Genomic DNA, 14,202 nt, shown 5'->3' with positions numbered 1-14,202 from the left:
AAGTCCTCCTCTTACAGCTTGGCGTCGGCGGCCATCTGCACGTAACTCGGATCGAAGCGCAGCTTGAGGTTGCCTTTGTCGCCGCTGGTCACGCCGTTGGCGAAGGCCATGCCGACCGCGCTGGTGTCCTTGGCGCCTTCACCCAGCAAGCCGTGCTCGAACGAGAACTCGGCGACCCTGCGCATGGTTTCCGGCAATTGCTTGCTGGTGCTGAACGCCAGGGCCTCTTGAGGCGTGGCGAACAACTTGGTGGTGTCCAGCTGAGCCTGGAAACCGGCCAGGTCAGTGCCCGAGGCTTTGGCCATGTGTTCCAGCGCGCTTTTGCTCGCGGCGTTTTTCGCGTTCATCAGTTCGACGACTTCGAACCAGGCGCCGGTCAGGGCTTTGCCCAGGGCCGGGTTGTCTTTGAGGGTCTGGGAGTTGACCACCATCATGTCCATGATTTCGCCGGGGATCTGGCTGGAGTTGAACACTTCGGTCACCGCAGGCTTGGCCTTGATGTCCGAGAGCATCGGGTTCCAGGTGGTCACGGCGTTGACCTGATCGGTGTTGAAAGCTGCCGAGATATCGGCGTCGGAGGTGTTGACCACTTTCAGGTCTTTCTCGGTGAGGTCCACCGAATCCAGGGCACGGGCCAGCAGGTAGTGCGACACCGACAGTTCGACGAGGTTGACGTCCATGCCCTTGAGGTCGGCGACTTTCTTGCCTTCGCCCTTGAGCACGATGCCGTCATTGCCGTTGGAGAAGTCGCTGACGATCAGCGCCGTGCTGTCGACGCCACCGGCGGCGGGGATGGTCAGCGCATCCATGTTGGTCATGGTGCAACCATCGAACTGGCCGGCGGTGTACTGGTTGATCGATTCGACATAGTCGTTGAGCTGGACCACATCGATCTTGATGCCGTACTTCTTCGCCCATTTGTCGACGATGCCTTGGCTGCCGGCGTATTCCCAGGGCATCCAGCCGGCATAAATGGTCCAGCAGACGCTGAAGTGGTCTTTCTGCGCGGCTTGGGAAGAGAGGCTCACGAGGGCGGCGAAGGCAGCGGCGAGCAAGGCGGGTAAACGAAGCTGGGACATGGTGGTTCTCCAGTTGGTCAAGGACGGACAGGAAGGCAGCGGCACCGCGAACGGTGGCTTGTCTCCCGGGCTTTTGTCCCGCCGTGTAACCTCAACTGGAGGTCGCCAACTCTCGGACCAGCCACTCGCGATTGCGAGCCGGAACCCTAGTCAGCCATTGCAAATTGTGGTGCCGCGAACCTGTAGTGACTCCTGCACGCTGTTGTTAAAGCGAGAGCCGTGCCAAGTCGCTTGAAGCGCTCTGGAATGCGGGTCAGGCGCCAGGTGCCTGGGCCGGCAGGGGGGAGGGCTGCCTTGTGATGGTGCGTGCGCGCACCGCAATGGGACGTACCGGCCATTGATCCGAAGGCCGGCGGGGCACTGCACTCGGTCATGGATTGCGAGTCAAAACAGGTGTCAGTCGGTTTGTCCCGACGGCGGGTCTTTCAGGAGGCCGTCATGTTTCGTCGAATGCTGCTGGGTGTTGCACTCGGTCTGGGGCTTTGCAGCTGCTATTACTACGCCGGCCCCTACGATGGGTATTCCGCGCCTTATTACTATCCTGGCTACGCGCCTTATTCCTACTATTACGGCCCCGGTTACTACTACGGTGGCCCACGTTTCTATGGGGGCTATCGCTACTACTATTGGGGCGGTCACGGCTCGCGGTATTACCGCGGTGGATACCACGGTGGCCACCATTAATCAGCGGTTGAATGGATGAAAAAACTTTCACCGACGAGATGTTTCAAGTTGTTACTGGATCGCACCAGATCCGGAATTTGATGTCAGATGTTTCGACAGTCACCGAATCATCGACTGTCGCCTGCCAGCGTCGCTGGTGTGGCTCACTCGCGGTCCAGGAGGCCGCCATGCTCTGTCAAAAAAAGCTGCGCCGAATTCTTCTGATGGTTGTATTGGGATCGTCCCTTGGTGCGTGCGTGCCTTATTACGATGGAGGAGCCAGCTACTACAGTTCCGAGGTCTACACCTCGCCAGCGCCGTCCTATTACGCCGGCGGCAGTTCCTATTATTCCAATGGCGGCGGTTACTATTCGCCCCCGGCACGGTATTACGCACCGCCTGCGCGGTACTACCAGCCAACCCCGCGCTATTACTCGCAACCGCGGATCTATCAACCGGCTCCGCGTTACTACCAGCCGTCGCGGGCCGACTACCGGGCGTATCAGAATCGCGGCTGGGACGGCCGTAACCGCGGCAATTGGGACAATGACCACCGTGGTGGCGGACGTGACCACAATCACGACGACCGAGGCGACCATAACGGTCGGGGTAATCACGACGGCCGGGGTGATCACCGCTAATCCGGCTTAAGCAAAGTTCCCTGTAGGAGCGAGCCTGCTCACGATGCTGTTTCAGTCACCGCTGTGTCGACTGACACAGCATCGATCGCAAGCTCGCCCCACAGTTTTGTTTAATACTCCGACAAGTCCGCCAGTGGATGGCGACCCTCCCAAACCTTGTGGAAATGCGCCTCCACCACGGCCTCCGGCACGTTGTTGATATCGGGCCAGTGCCAGTGGGGTTTTTGATCCTTGTCGATCAACCGTGCACGCACGCCTTCGCTGAACTCCGGATGACGACAGCAATTGAGGCTCAGGGTGTATTCCATCTGGAAGACTTGCGCCAGCGACATATGCCGCGCGCGGATGATCTGTTCCCACACCAGGTGCGCGGTCAGCGGCGAACCTTCGCTCAGGGTTCGCGCAGCGCGGCTGAGCAGCAGGTCCGGGTGATCGCGCAGCGCACTGATGGCCTTCCAGGCGCACCCCACATCACTGACATCCAGCCATTCATCGATGCGCTCACGCCGCGGCAACCATTGGGCCTCAGGCATGTGCGCAACGGCTTCCTGCTGCAAGGCCTTGAGCAGACTGTTGAGCTGCCTCGGGGTCTGTTCCTGCCAGTTCAACTGCAACAGGCCTTCGATCAGGGCTTCTTGCTGCTCATCGAGCAGGAAACGGTCGGCCAGGTCCAGATCGATCGCATCACGCGCGTTCATGTGAGCGCCGGTCAGGCCAAGGAACAAGCCGAGCTTGCCGGGCAGGCGTGACAGGAACCAACTGGCCCCGACGTCGGGGTACAGGCCGATGCTGATCTCCGGCATCGCCAGGCGACTGCTTGGCGTGACAATACGGATGCTCGCCCCTTGCAGCAGGCCCATGCCGCCGCCCAGCACATAGCCATGGCCCCAGCAGATCAAGGGTTTGGGGTAAGTGTGCAGTTTGAAATCCAGGCGATATTCCGCGGCGAAGAACTGCGCGGCCAGGGGCGGCACTTCGCCGGGATGGGCGCGACAGGCCTCGACCAGGCTGCGCACTTCGCCGCCGGCGCAAAAAGCCTTGGCGCCGTTGCCGCGCAACAATACGCAGACGATTTGCGGCTCGTTGGCCCAGGCGTCCAGTTGAGCGCGCAAGGCCTTGATCATCGGCAATGACAGGGCGTTCAGCGACTTTTCGGCATCCAGGCTGGCGATACCGATACGGGCGCCGTCGGTGCCGGTGAGTTCTTCGAAGTGCAGATTCATCGTGACCTCGATCGGGAATTTGAGGGTTAAGTATGATCGTTGTGTGGGAAAGTGCCGGATCTGCGTCAGATCAATTGACAAGCGTGGTGGGCCTTCTTAGGGTTCGCCCCATTGTTTTTGCCGGATATGACCATGACTGCTGACGACCGTATCAAACTCGAACCGAGCTGGAAGGAGGCACTGCGTGCCGAATTCGACCAGCCCTACATGGCGGAGTTGCGAAAATTCCTGCAAGAGGAGCGGGCGGCCGGCAAGGAAATCTATCCACCGGGCCCGATGATTTTCAACGCGCTCAACTCGACGCCGCTGGACAAGGTCAAGGTCGTCATCCTCGGCCAGGACCCGTACCACGGTCCGGGCCAGGCGCACGGTTTGTGCTTTTCGGTGCAACCGGGTATCCCGGCGCCGCCGTCGCTGGTGAACATCTATAAAGAGTTGAAGCGTGACCTGAACATCGACATCCCCAACCACGGCTATCTGCAGAGCTGGGCCGATCAGGGCGTGTTGATGCTCAACACCACCATGACGGTCGAGCGCGCCACTGCCAATGCGCACAAGGACAAGGGCTGGCAGTTTTTCACCGACCGGATCATTGAAGTGGTCAGCCAGCAGCAGCCGCATCTGGTGTTCATGCTGTGGGGCGCCCATGCCCAGAGCAAGCAGAAGCTGATCGATGCGACCAAGCATTTGGTCCTGACGTCGGTACACCCGTCACCGTTGTCGGCTTATCGTGGCTTCCTCGGGTGCGGGCACTTCAGCCGCACCAACAAGTTTCTCGAGCAAAATGGCGAAACGCCGATCGAGTGGCGATTGCCGCCGGTTTGATGGTTTGACCGGGCTGGCCCCTTCGCGAGCAGGCTCGCTCCCACAGGTTTTGTGAACACCGCAAATCCACTGTGGGAGCGAGCCTGCTCGCGAAGGGCGCGACTCGGTCTAACTGTCTGAATCGGGATTTCGGTTCCAGTACTTGAACAACGGCTCCGCCAGAAACAGCACAAACAGCAGTCGCATCACCTGCATCGCGGTCACCAGCGGCACCGACAGTTGCAGGGTTTCCGCCGTCAGGCTCATCTCGGCAATCCCGCCGGGCATCATGCCCAGGGTCAGTGAACGCAGATCCAGAAGGGTCAGCGCACTCAAGCCCAATGCCGCCGCCGTGGCGATCAGCATGGTCAGCACCGTGCCGATCAGGGTGCGGCCCATGAACGATGGCGCGCGTCGGAAAAACTCCCGATTGAAATGACAACCGAGGCCGCTGCCGATCAGCCACTGGCCGATCTGGCTACCGCCATTGGGCAAGCCGATGTGCAGGTCCCAACCAATGCTCACTGCCGCGCTCACCAGCAACGGGCCGAACAGCCACGGGTTGGGTTGACGCAAACGCTCCCAGATCCACGCCGCCAACGCGCCGGCCGGGAACAGCAGGGCCAGCCAGCGCCAGTCCACGGCGGTGGCATGGGAGGCGGGTGCGCCGTCGCCCAACAAATACTTGAACGCCGCCGGCACGCAAAGCACGACGACCAGTACCCGCAGGCTTTGTCCGGCGGCAACGCGGCTGAGTACCGCGCCATTGCGGGCGCCGAGGTTGACCATCTCCCCGGAGCCACCGGGCATGCTGGAGAAGAAGGCGGTGGCGCGATCCTCACCGGTGCGCCGCATCAACCAGACCCCGACCACTGCGGACAGGCTGGTGACCAATGCGCCAAAGAAGATCAGACCGAAATGACTGAGCACCTGCTCCATCACCACAGGGGTGAAGTGCAGGCCGATGCCGATACCGACAATCCACTGGCCGCACTTGCGGCCGCCAGGGATTTCCGCCAATTGCCAGGGGCTCAGGCAGCGCACCAGGATGATCGCCAGCAACGAGCCGACCATCCATGGCAGCGGCCAGCCGACCTGGCTGGCGAGGTAACCGCCCAGCAGGCCGACCAGCGGTGTACCCCACCCGTTTTTGAGGGGCAACCGATCAGACATCGGCGATGGCGCGTTGCGCGGCCGATCGTTTGCGCCAGATACGGATGATCGGCATCAACAGCATGATTGCCGTCAGGACCCAGCAACCGAAGGTGATCGGGCTCGACCAGAGGATTTCCAGCGCTCCGTTGGAAATCGACAGGGCACGACGCAGGTTCTGCTCCATCAAGCCACCGAGGATGAAGCCCAGCAGCAGGGGCGACAACGGGAAATCCAGCTTGCGCAGGATGTAGCCGAAGATGCCGATGCCGATCATCAGGAACAGGTCGAAGGTGGTCGCGTGCACCGCGTAGACGCCGATCCCGGTAATGATGGCGATCACCGGTACCAGTGCCCAGTTCGGCACGGCGAGGATGCGCGTGAAAATGCGGATCATCGGGATGTTGAGGATGACCAGCATGACGTTGGCGATGAACAACGAGGCAATCAGGCCCCAGACGATGTCGGGTTGCTGCTGGAACAACAGCGGCCCCGGCGTGATGTTGTACAGCGAGAGTGCGCCGATCATCACCGCCGTGGTGCCCGAGCCAGGCACCCCCAGGGTCAGCATCGGCACCAGTGCGCCACAGGCTGCGCCGCCAATGGCGGTTTCCGGTGCGGCCAGGCCGCGCATATCGCCCTGGCCGAACGTGCCCTTGGCGCCCGCGATGCGTTTCTCGGTCATGTAGGCCACGGCACTGGCCAGGGTCGCACCGGCACCGGGCAACACGCCCATGATGAAACCGAGTACGCCGCAACGAATGTTCACCACGAACACTGAAGCGGCTTCCTTGACGTTGAACATCATCCGCCCGGTGGCTTTCACCGCTTCCTGGCCGTGATGGGTCTTTTCCAGCATCAGGAGAATTTCACTGATGGAGAACAGGCCCAGCACCAGCACGACGAACTGAATGCCGTCGGTCAGGTGGATGTTATCGCCGGTGAAACGGTACACGCCGCTGTTGGCGTCGATGCCGACGGTCGACAGGAACAGGCCGATCAGCGCCGCGATGAAGGTCTTGAGCGGACGGTCACCGGCCATGCCGCCGAGACAGACAATGGCGAACACCATCAGCACGAAATATTCCGCCGGTCCGAAGGCAATCGCCCATTTCGCCAGCAGCGGGGCGAACAGCACCATGCCGCAGGTGGCGATGAAGGCGCCGATGAACGAGCTCCACGCCGACAACGACAAGGCCACGCCGGCCAGGCCTTTGCGGGCCATCGGATAGCCATCGAGGGTGGTCATCACGGTGGAGGCTTCGCCAGGGATGTTCAGCAGGATCGAGCTGATCCGGCCGCCGTATTCGCAGCCCAGGTACACCGCCGCCAACAGGATCAGTGCCGACTCCGGTGGCAGGCCGAGGGCGAATGCGATCGGGATCAGCAGCGCCACGCCGTTGATCGGCCCCAGGCCTGGCAACAGGCCCACGACTGTGCCGATCAGGGTGCCGCAGAGCGCGGTCACCAGGTTGTACGGGCTCAGCGCAACGCCGAAACCCTGACCCAAATAGCCAAGAGTATCCATATCAGTTCTCCAGAACGTCGAGCACGCCAAGCGGCAGCGGCACGTCCATCAACTTGTCGAACAGCAGGTAGAGGCCGACGGCCATCAGGCTGAGGATCACGACACTGGGCAACCAGCGGCCACCATACAGGCGCGCCATCGGCACGCCGGTGAGGATGCTGGCGACGATGAAACCGAGGGGTTCGAAGGTGCCGGCGAAGACCAGTAACAGCACCACGCAGATGCCGATCTTGTTCAGGGTTGCGCGGTCCAGTGGCGGTTCGTCAGCGCTGTGCTTGATCGGTGCCGGGCGAAAAACCATGTACAGCAGCGCCGCGCCCATCAGGCCAAGCATCAACAGCGGAAAGGCCCGAGGCCCCACCGGTTCATAGGAAAAGGCCGCTTGATACGGCCAGGCCATCAGCGCCAGGCCAATACAGGCCAGCAACAGCACCGATGCAAAAATGCGTTGTAAGAGCATGGGGAACTCCTGGGCCACGACCCCCGCAAACGGGCGCCGCAGCCGCTAGCTAGACAGAGGCGATCACTGAATCAGGCCGAACTCTTTGGCCAACACCTTGTAGTCCGCCACTTGCTTCTTCACGTAGGTGTCGAGCTCCGGGCCGGTCATGGCGAACGGGAACAGTTCACGCTGATCGCGCAACTTGGCGAAGTCTTCGGACGCCAGCAGCTTGTCAAAGGCCGCTTTCCACCAGGCGTAATCTTCATCGCTGACTTTCGGCCCGAGGTAGAAACCGCGAACCACCGGCCAGACGATGTCGTAGCCTTGTTCCCTGGCGGTCGGGATGTCTTTCATTTCCGGCTCGTCGAGACGCTTGTCGGCAAACACCGCCAGCAAGCGCATATCGCCGCTCTGGATGTGCGGCATGGAGTCGGAAATGTCGGTGCTGCCGACCTGGATGTGGCCGCCGAGCAGGGCGGTAGCGATTTCACCACCACCTTCGAGGGCCACGTAACGCAGGTCACGCGGATTGATGCCGGCGGCCTTGGCGATCAGCGCGGTTTGCATCCAGTCCTGGCTGCCGACGGTGCCGCCGGAACCGATCACCACTTTGCTCGGATCTTTCTTCAACGCCTGCACCAGATCGTCCAGGGTCTTGTAGGGCGAATCGCTTTTCACCGCGATGGCGCCATAGCTGGTGCCAACGGCAGCGAGCCAGCGCACGTTGGTTTCATCGAAACGACCGAACTTGCCTTGCGCCAGGTTCAACAGCGAACCGCTGGACCAGGCCACCAGGGTGCCGGCATCGGCCGGACGCTGGGCGACCACCGCGTTGTACGCGACCGCGCCGACGCCGCCGGGCATGTAGGTCACGCGCATGGGTTTGGTCAGCAGCTTTTCGTTGACCAGCGCGCTTTGCGCCAGTTTGCAGGTCAGGTCGAAACCGCCACCGGGCGAGGCCGGGGCGATGCATTCGGGGCGTTTGGGCTCGGCGAGCGCCTGGCCGGTGAACAGCAGGACGCTGGCGGCGAGGGCAATTTTACGCATTGACAGGTTCATTCAAGTCTCCTTGGGAGTTGTTGTTATGGACTTACTGAATTACCAAAGGGCAACGCTATAGCTCACCAGCAGACGCACTTCATCGGCATCGCGAGCGGAGTAGTTGGAACGGTAGGTGGCATTGCGCAGACGGACAGCGACATCCTTGAGTGCGCCGCTTTGTACAACATATTTAATCTCGCTGTTGCGCTCCCACTCTTTGCCTTCATCACCGTTCTTGAGCTTGATGTTGTCGCCGCTCACGTAACGGCTCATGAAGCTGAGGCCCGGGATGCCGAGGGTGACGAAGTCGAAGTCATAACGCGCCTGCCAGGAGCGCTCTTCGGCGCCGGCAAAGTCGTTGATCTGCACGAAGTTCACCAGGTACGGGTCGGCGCCATCCACATAGGGGAACGCGCTGTCGCCGGACATGTGCTGGTAGCCGGCGCTGAATTTGTGCCCGCTCAAGGCGTAGCTCACCAGGCCGTTGAGGGACTTGTTGTCGATCTTGCCGCCACGGGCCTGGCCCTGGTCATCACTGATGGCGAACCGCAGGTCAGTGCCAAAGGTGCCTGGGCCGAAGGGCTGTGAGGCGATCAAGCCGAGAAAGTGCTGGTTGTAGACTTCACCCAATTGCGCGAAGTGATAACTGCCGGTGATCTTGTCGGTGAACTTGTAGTCCAGGCCGCCAAAGTCAAAGTGGTCGCCCGCCACCGTTCCGGCGAAGCGGCTGTTCTTGTTGTTGAGGGCAATGTCCTCGAAGTCGGTGCTGTCGCGGTCCTTGGCCTTGTCCAGGCGCCCGCCGGTGAAGGTCAGGTTCTTGATCTCTTTGGAGGTCAGCATGCCGCCTTCAAAGGTCTGCGGCAGGATGCGCCCGTCGTTGGGCTTGAGGGTCGGCAGTTCCGGAATCAGGGTGCCAATTTTCAGCTCGCTGGCAGAGATTTTCACTTTGCCGGTCAGGCCGAGCTTGGAGTATTCGTCGACAGCGCGCCCATTGTCGGTCGGCAACAGGCCGGTCCCCGTACGGTCGGGGCTTGAGTCGAGCTTGACCCCCATCATGCCCAGCGCATCGACACCGAACCCTACGGTGCCATCGGTGTAGCCCGATTTCAGATTGAGCATGAAACCCTGGGCCCACTCGTCACGCTTGGACTGTTGGGCACTGGTGCCGTCACGAAAATCGCGGTTGAAGTACATGTTGCGGGTTTCGAACGTGGCCGAGCTGTCGTCGATGAAGGCGGCCTGGCTCAACGGTGAAAAACCGGCCAGGGCGGCAGCGCTGGCAAGCGCAGTGTGGCTGAGACGGGAGAAGCGGGCAGGCGCAATAGCCTGGGTCTGCAAGGACTGCATGGATGAATGACTCCGTTTATTGTTCTTATTGGTCGAAAACGCTTCAGGGCGTTTTTCGTATCGCTGTGTGGCGGCAGCGACGGCAGTCGAAACTGTCCGTGGCTTGACTGTAACGGGCTAACCTTTCGTTAACCTTTCAGCTGACTTTCACGGTTTACGGGCTTCACAGCGGCGGTTGCGGCTGTAAACTCCGCGCCAAAGAATGGCGTCGACCATCCCTGAATGAGGTGAAAATCCATGCGTGTCCTGCTCGTCGAAGACCATCTGCAGCTCGCCGAGAGTGTCGCCCAGGCGCTCAAGAGCACCGGGTTGACCGTGGATGTGCTGCACGACGGCGTGGCCGCCGACCTGGCGCTGGGCAGCGAGGAATATGCCATGGCGATCCTCGATGTCGGCCTGCCGCGCATGGATGGTTTCGAGGTGTTGGCGCGTTTGCGCGCACGGGGCAAGAACCTGCCGGTGTTGATGCTGACGGCCCGCAGCGACGTCAAGGATCGGGTCCATGGGCTGAATCTGGGGGCCGACGACTACCTGGCCAAACCTTTCGAACTCACCGAACTCGAAGCCCGGGTCAAAGCCTTGCTTCGCCGCAGTGTGCTGGGCGGTGAACGCATCCAGCGTTGCGGGGTGCTGGCCTATGATCTGGAAACCCGGCGCTTCACCCTCGGCGAAGAACTGCTGACCCTGACCTCCCGTGAACAAGCCGTACTCGAAGCCTTGATCGCCCGTCCCGGCCGGGTGATGAGCAAGGAGCAATTGGCCTCCCAGGTATTTGGCCTCGACGAGGAAGCCAGCCCCGACGCCATCGAAATCTACATACATCGCTTGCGCAAGAAGCTCGACGGTCAGCCGGTTGCCATCGTGACCTTTCGTGGCCTCGGTTATTTGCTGGAAAGCCGCGATGCATAAGCCCAGCAGCCTGCGCTGGCGGTTGCTGTGGAACCTGGCGCTGTTGTTGGTGGTGTTGATGCTGGCCAGTGGTTTGAGTGCCTACTGGAATGGTCGCGAAGCGGCCGACACCGCTTATGACCGGACATTGCTCGCTTCAGCCCGGACCATCGCGGCGGGCGTGACCCAGCGCGACGGCACGCTGAGCGCCGACGTGCCTTACGTGGCGCTCGATACGTTCGCTTATGACAGTGCCGGGCGGATTTTTTATCTGGTCAACGATATCAATCAGAAGCTGATTTCCGGTTACGAAAACCTTCCGCCACCCCCACCGGGGACACCCCGCACCGATGACTATCCGGCGTTGGCGCGTTTTTACAACGCGACCTATCGAGGGCAGAACGTGCGCGTGGTGAGTCTGCTCAAACCGGTCAGCGAACCGAACATGAATGGCATGGCGGAAATTCGCGTGGCGGAAACCGACGAGGCGCGCGTCAGCATGGCTCGCAGCCTGGCGACTGACACGTTGCTGCGTCTGGGTATGCTGGCCATTGGTGCGCTGATGGTGGTGTGGTTTGCGGTCAGTGCCGCACTGCGCCCGCTGGAGCGCTTGCGCTCGGCGGTGGAGGAACGCCAGCCGGATGACCTGCGGCCATTGCCGTTGGTGGAAGTGCAGCATGAGTTGTGGCCGCTGGTGCGTGCGCTCAATCACTTCACCGAACGCCTGCGCGGGCAGTTCGAGCGCCAGGCGCAATTCATCGCCGATGCCGCCCACGAACTGCGCACCCCCTTGGCGGCGCTCAAGGCGCGGCTGGAACTGGGCCTGCGTTCAAGCGAACCGCAAACCTGGCGCAGTACGCTGGAAACCGCCGCCCAGGGCACTGATCGCTTGACCCATCTGGCCAATCAATTGCTCTCCCTGGCGCGGGTCGAAAATGGCGCCCGGGCGATTGCCGAGGGCGGCGCGCAGCTGCTCGATCTCAGTCAACTGGCGCGTGACCTGGGCATGGCCATGGCGCCACTGGCCCACAAGCGCGGCGTGGCGCTGGCGCTGGAAGCGGACGAGCCGGTGTGGATGCGGGGTGAGCCTACCTTGCTCAACGAACTGTTGAGCAACCTGGTGGATAACGCGTTGGCCCATACGCCACCGGGCGGCAACGTGATTTTGCGAGTCTCGGCACCGGCGGTGCTGGAGGTTGAGGACGATGGACCGGGCATTCCGCTGGATGAGCGTGATCGCGTGTTCGAGCGGTTTTACCGACGTAACCAGCAGGTGGCCGGGTCCGGGTTGGGCCTGGCGATTGTCGGCGAGATCTGCCGCGCGCACCTGGCGCAGATCAGCCTGCATGATGGCGAGCACGCGGGGTTGAAAGTGCGGGTGAGTTTTATTGCCGGGGAGTGAGTAGAACATTTGAGCGAGGGAGCCAGCTCCCTCGCCACAGGAATTGCATTGATGCTTAATAAAACATCGAGCGTGATTCTTCCAGATCGGCGCACAGGGCCTTGTTGTCGTAATCGATCCCAAGCTTGTTGAAGGCTGGCACGCTGAAGGGGTCGATGCAGGCAAACGGGTGGTCGGTGTCTTTGCAGCAGTACAGGCTGGCCACCTGCACCAGATCAACATAATCGATCTGGTCAGACTGTCGCTTGAAGTTCAGGTACAGCCTCGGCACCTGCACCAGCATGTCCGGAAACTCCCAGACCCTGAGCAATTTATCGCCGAGCAGCGGATGGATATGGTCGATCACATGGTTGAGGCTGACCGGGTCGGACAACAGATCATAGTGATCTTCGGCGTAAGTCAGGATCGGCAGGACGCCAATTTGATGCACCAGCCCGCCAAGGGCTGCCTGATCGGGCTTGAGCTGGGTGTAGTGGCGACACAACGCATAGCTGACACCGGCGATTTCCAGGCTCTTGCGCCAGACTTCACGCATTTTCTGTTCCACCACCTCGGAGCGGGCATGGAAGATCTGTTCCATCACCAGGCCGATGGCCAGGTTACTGCTGTAGTTGATGCCCAGGCGAGTGACGGCCGTGTGCAACTCGGTAACTTCCTGGGTCGCGCGCAGCAGCGGGCTATTGACCACTTTGATCAGGCGCGCCGACAGCGCGGTATCGCGGCCAATGACCTTGCTCAGGGCGCTGATACTGACTTCAGGGTCCTCTGCCGCCTTGCGAATCTGCAGTGCCACTTCCGGAAGTGTTGGCAGAACCAGGTCATCGTTATCGATGGCCTCAACCAAATCCCTTTGGACCTTTTCCGCCAGCTCACTCATTTCTGTTCTCTTGGTGTCGCAAAAAAGTACTGCGGTTAACGCTGGATTTCGCGGTCGCGGTCCAGTTGATAAGGCAGATCGAGCAAGTGCAAGGCTGGGCCGTCGAGCGCGCCGACGTGAAGGTCGCCGGCCTCCGCCGCTTCGGCTTGCAGCACCGCCAGCAGTTCGATTTGTTGTTCGCCATGGGCGGCCAGTACCACTTCGCCGATTGAACTGCCATGGCTCGGGGAAAACAGCTGGGTGCCAGGTTCAGGCAGTTCGCTGGCGTCCAGTTGCAGGCGATACAGGCGGCGCTTGAGTTTGCCCAGGTACTGCATCCGCGCGACGATTTCCTGGCCGGTGTAGCAACCTTTCTTGAAGCTCACGCCACCGACAGCCTGCAGGTTGAGCATCTGCGGGATGAACAGCTCGCGGGTGCCCGGCATCACCTGGCCGATCCCTGCGCGGATCTGGCCCAGCAGCCATTGATTGAGATCGCCTTCGGCAAGCAGGGCGGACAGCTTGCCCTTGATGGCCCCTGCTTGATCGGCGCTGACCCAGAGTTCGGCGCGATCGGGTGAAACACGAATGGCGATCAGCCCGTCACTGCGCACCACCCGGTCGGTTTCCGCCGGCAGTTCAAGGCCGAGGCTGACGAGCGCGGCATCGCCATGATCAATGCCGAAGCGGACCCAGGCAGCGCTTTCGTCGGTCAGTTTGGACTTGGAAAATACGGCGTATTTTTTCAGGTCGGCCAGTTGCGGTTCCAGCAATTCGCTGGCCATGGCCATGAGCACGCCGTCACCTTCGAGCAGAATGCGGAAACTCGACTGCATCCGGCCCTTCTGCGTGCAACGCGCGCCGAGGCTGGCCTGGGTATCGCTCAGGTAATTGAGGTTGCAGGTCAATTGGCCTTGCAGGAACTTGCCGGCGTCCGCGCCGCGGACCGCCAGAACACCTTCATGAGACAGCGTGCAGAAAAAAGCAGAATCGGCCATGGGTCATCGCAGGGTAAAGAATCTGGCGGACATGATAAGGGGGCGCTGTTGAAATGGGTAGTTCACAAAGGATCGTCGGTGCCCGACCAAAGCCGACTGTTCTACGGGGCGCGGGGCTGTATACTTGCGGCCTATTTG

Annotated in this window: 14 protein-coding genes and 1 riboswitch; of the genes, 5 read left to right on the top strand and 9 right to left on the bottom strand. The window is 61.2% G+C overall.

Annotated features, from left to right (window positions below; genetic code table 11):
- Nucleotides 1-11: 11 nt before the first annotated feature.
- Nucleotides 12-1,079 (bottom strand): putative urea ABC transporter substrate-binding protein, encoded by a 1,068-nt coding sequence (locus tag ACX3YF_RS30990; protein ID WP_448645975.1) that lies wholly within the window; start codon nucleotides 1,077-1,079, stop codon nucleotides 12-14.
- Nucleotides 1,080-1,139: 60 nt separating this feature from the next.
- Nucleotides 1,140-1,240: riboswitch (guanidine-I (ykkC/yxkD leader) on the bottom strand.
- A gap of 277 nt (nucleotides 1,241-1,517) precedes the next feature.
- Here ACX3YF_RS30990 and ACX3YF_RS30985 point away from each other — a divergent pair.
- Together ACX3YF_RS30985 and ACX3YF_RS30980 are read left to right on the top strand one after the other, a co-directional pair.
- The gene (locus tag ACX3YF_RS30985) at nucleotides 1,518-1,763 is read left to right on the top strand and encodes a hypothetical protein (protein ID WP_130208632.1); all 246 of its coding nucleotides are present in this window, start codon (nucleotides 1,518-1,520) and stop codon (nucleotides 1,761-1,763) included.
- 167 nt (nucleotides 1,764-1,930) lie between these two features.
- Nucleotides 1,931-2,383 carry a hypothetical protein gene (locus ACX3YF_RS30980; RefSeq protein WP_130208630.1) on the top strand — a complete coding sequence of 151 codons (453 nt, stop codon included), beginning with the start codon at nucleotides 1,931-1,933 and terminating at the stop codon, nucleotides 2,381-2,383.
- A 110-nt stretch (nucleotides 2,384-2,493) separates the two neighbouring features.
- Here ACX3YF_RS30980 and ACX3YF_RS30975 read toward each other — a convergent pair whose 3' ends face one another.
- Entirely contained in the window at nucleotides 2,494-3,606 is a 1,113-nt protein-coding gene (locus ACX3YF_RS30975; RefSeq protein WP_130208628.1) for an enoyl-CoA hydratase/isomerase family protein, read from the bottom strand.
- A gap of 132 nt (nucleotides 3,607-3,738) precedes the next feature.
- Between ACX3YF_RS30975 and ung the strand changes: the two genes are divergently transcribed.
- Nucleotides 3,739-4,431 (top strand): uracil-DNA glycosylase, encoded by a 693-nt coding sequence (gene ung / locus ACX3YF_RS30970; RefSeq protein ID WP_130208626.1) that lies wholly within the window; start codon nucleotides 3,739-3,741, stop codon nucleotides 4,429-4,431.
- Nucleotides 4,432-4,539: 108 nt separating this feature from the next.
- On the opposite strand, the gene ACX3YF_RS30965 is transcribed toward ung, so the two are convergent.
- The 5 genes from ACX3YF_RS30965 to ACX3YF_RS30945 all read right to left on the bottom strand — a co-directional run bounded on the left by ACX3YF_RS30965 (nucleotide 4,540) and on the right by ACX3YF_RS30945 (nucleotide 9,920).
- Entirely contained in the window at nucleotides 4,540-5,583 is a 1,044-nt protein-coding gene (locus tag ACX3YF_RS30965; protein WP_458974817.1) for an AbrB family transcriptional regulator, read from the bottom strand.
- On the bottom strand, nucleotides 5,576-7,090 hold the full coding sequence (locus ACX3YF_RS30960) for a tripartite tricarboxylate transporter permease (RefSeq protein WP_130208622.1): 1,515 nt from the start codon (nucleotides 7,088-7,090) through the stop codon (nucleotides 5,576-5,578). The genes ACX3YF_RS30965 and ACX3YF_RS30960 overlap by 8 nt, the downstream gene beginning before the upstream one ends.
- Before the next feature lies 1 nt (nucleotide 7,091).
- A complete protein-coding gene (locus ACX3YF_RS30955; RefSeq protein ID WP_130208620.1) occupies nucleotides 7,092-7,550 on the bottom strand; it encodes a tripartite tricarboxylate transporter TctB family protein in 459 nt (152 codons plus the stop codon).
- A 63-nt stretch (nucleotides 7,551-7,613) separates the two neighbouring features.
- The gene (locus ACX3YF_RS30950; protein ID WP_103405172.1) at nucleotides 7,614-8,591 is read right to left on the bottom strand and encodes a Bug family tripartite tricarboxylate transporter substrate binding protein; all 978 of its coding nucleotides are present in this window, start codon (nucleotides 8,589-8,591) and stop codon (nucleotides 7,614-7,616) included.
- Between the two features lie 39 nt (nucleotides 8,592-8,630).
- On the bottom strand, nucleotides 8,631-9,920 hold the full coding sequence (locus tag ACX3YF_RS30945; RefSeq protein ID WP_130208618.1) for an OprD family porin: 1,290 nt from the start codon (nucleotides 9,918-9,920) through the stop codon (nucleotides 8,631-8,633).
- 237 nt (nucleotides 9,921-10,157) lie between these two features.
- Between ACX3YF_RS30945 and ACX3YF_RS30940 the strand changes: the two genes are divergently transcribed.
- Both ACX3YF_RS30940 and ACX3YF_RS30935 read left to right on the top strand, forming a co-directional pair.
- Nucleotides 10,158-10,829, top strand: coding sequence for a response regulator (locus tag ACX3YF_RS30940; RefSeq protein ID WP_130208616.1), 672 nt, complete (start codon nucleotides 10,158-10,160; stop codon nucleotides 10,827-10,829).
- Nucleotides 10,822-12,210 (top strand): sensor histidine kinase, encoded by a 1,389-nt coding sequence (locus tag ACX3YF_RS30935; protein ID WP_047526754.1) that lies wholly within the window; start codon nucleotides 10,822-10,824, stop codon nucleotides 12,208-12,210. Before ACX3YF_RS30940 ends, ACX3YF_RS30935 begins: the two co-directional genes overlap by 8 nt.
- A gap of 55 nt (nucleotides 12,211-12,265) precedes the next feature.
- On the opposite strand, the gene ACX3YF_RS30930 is transcribed toward ACX3YF_RS30935, so the two are convergent.
- Both ACX3YF_RS30930 and ygfZ read right to left on the bottom strand, forming a co-directional pair.
- On the bottom strand, nucleotides 12,266-13,087 hold the full coding sequence (locus tag ACX3YF_RS30930; RefSeq protein WP_130208614.1) for an HDOD domain-containing protein: 822 nt from the start codon (nucleotides 13,085-13,087) through the stop codon (nucleotides 12,266-12,268).
- A 35-nt stretch (nucleotides 13,088-13,122) separates the two neighbouring features.
- On the bottom strand, nucleotides 13,123-14,064 hold the full coding sequence (ygfZ, locus tag ACX3YF_RS30925) for a CAF17-like 4Fe-4S cluster assembly/insertion protein YgfZ (protein ID WP_288096754.1): 942 nt from the start codon (nucleotides 14,062-14,064) through the stop codon (nucleotides 13,123-13,125).
- Nucleotides 14,065-14,202: the final 138 nt, after the last annotated feature.

The sequence above is a fragment of the Pseudomonas fluorescens group sp. PF-69 genome, from assembly GCF_054481235.1.
The sequence above is the reverse complement of the archived record's forward strand: the minus strand, read 5'-3'. Positions and strand labels throughout refer to the sequence as shown.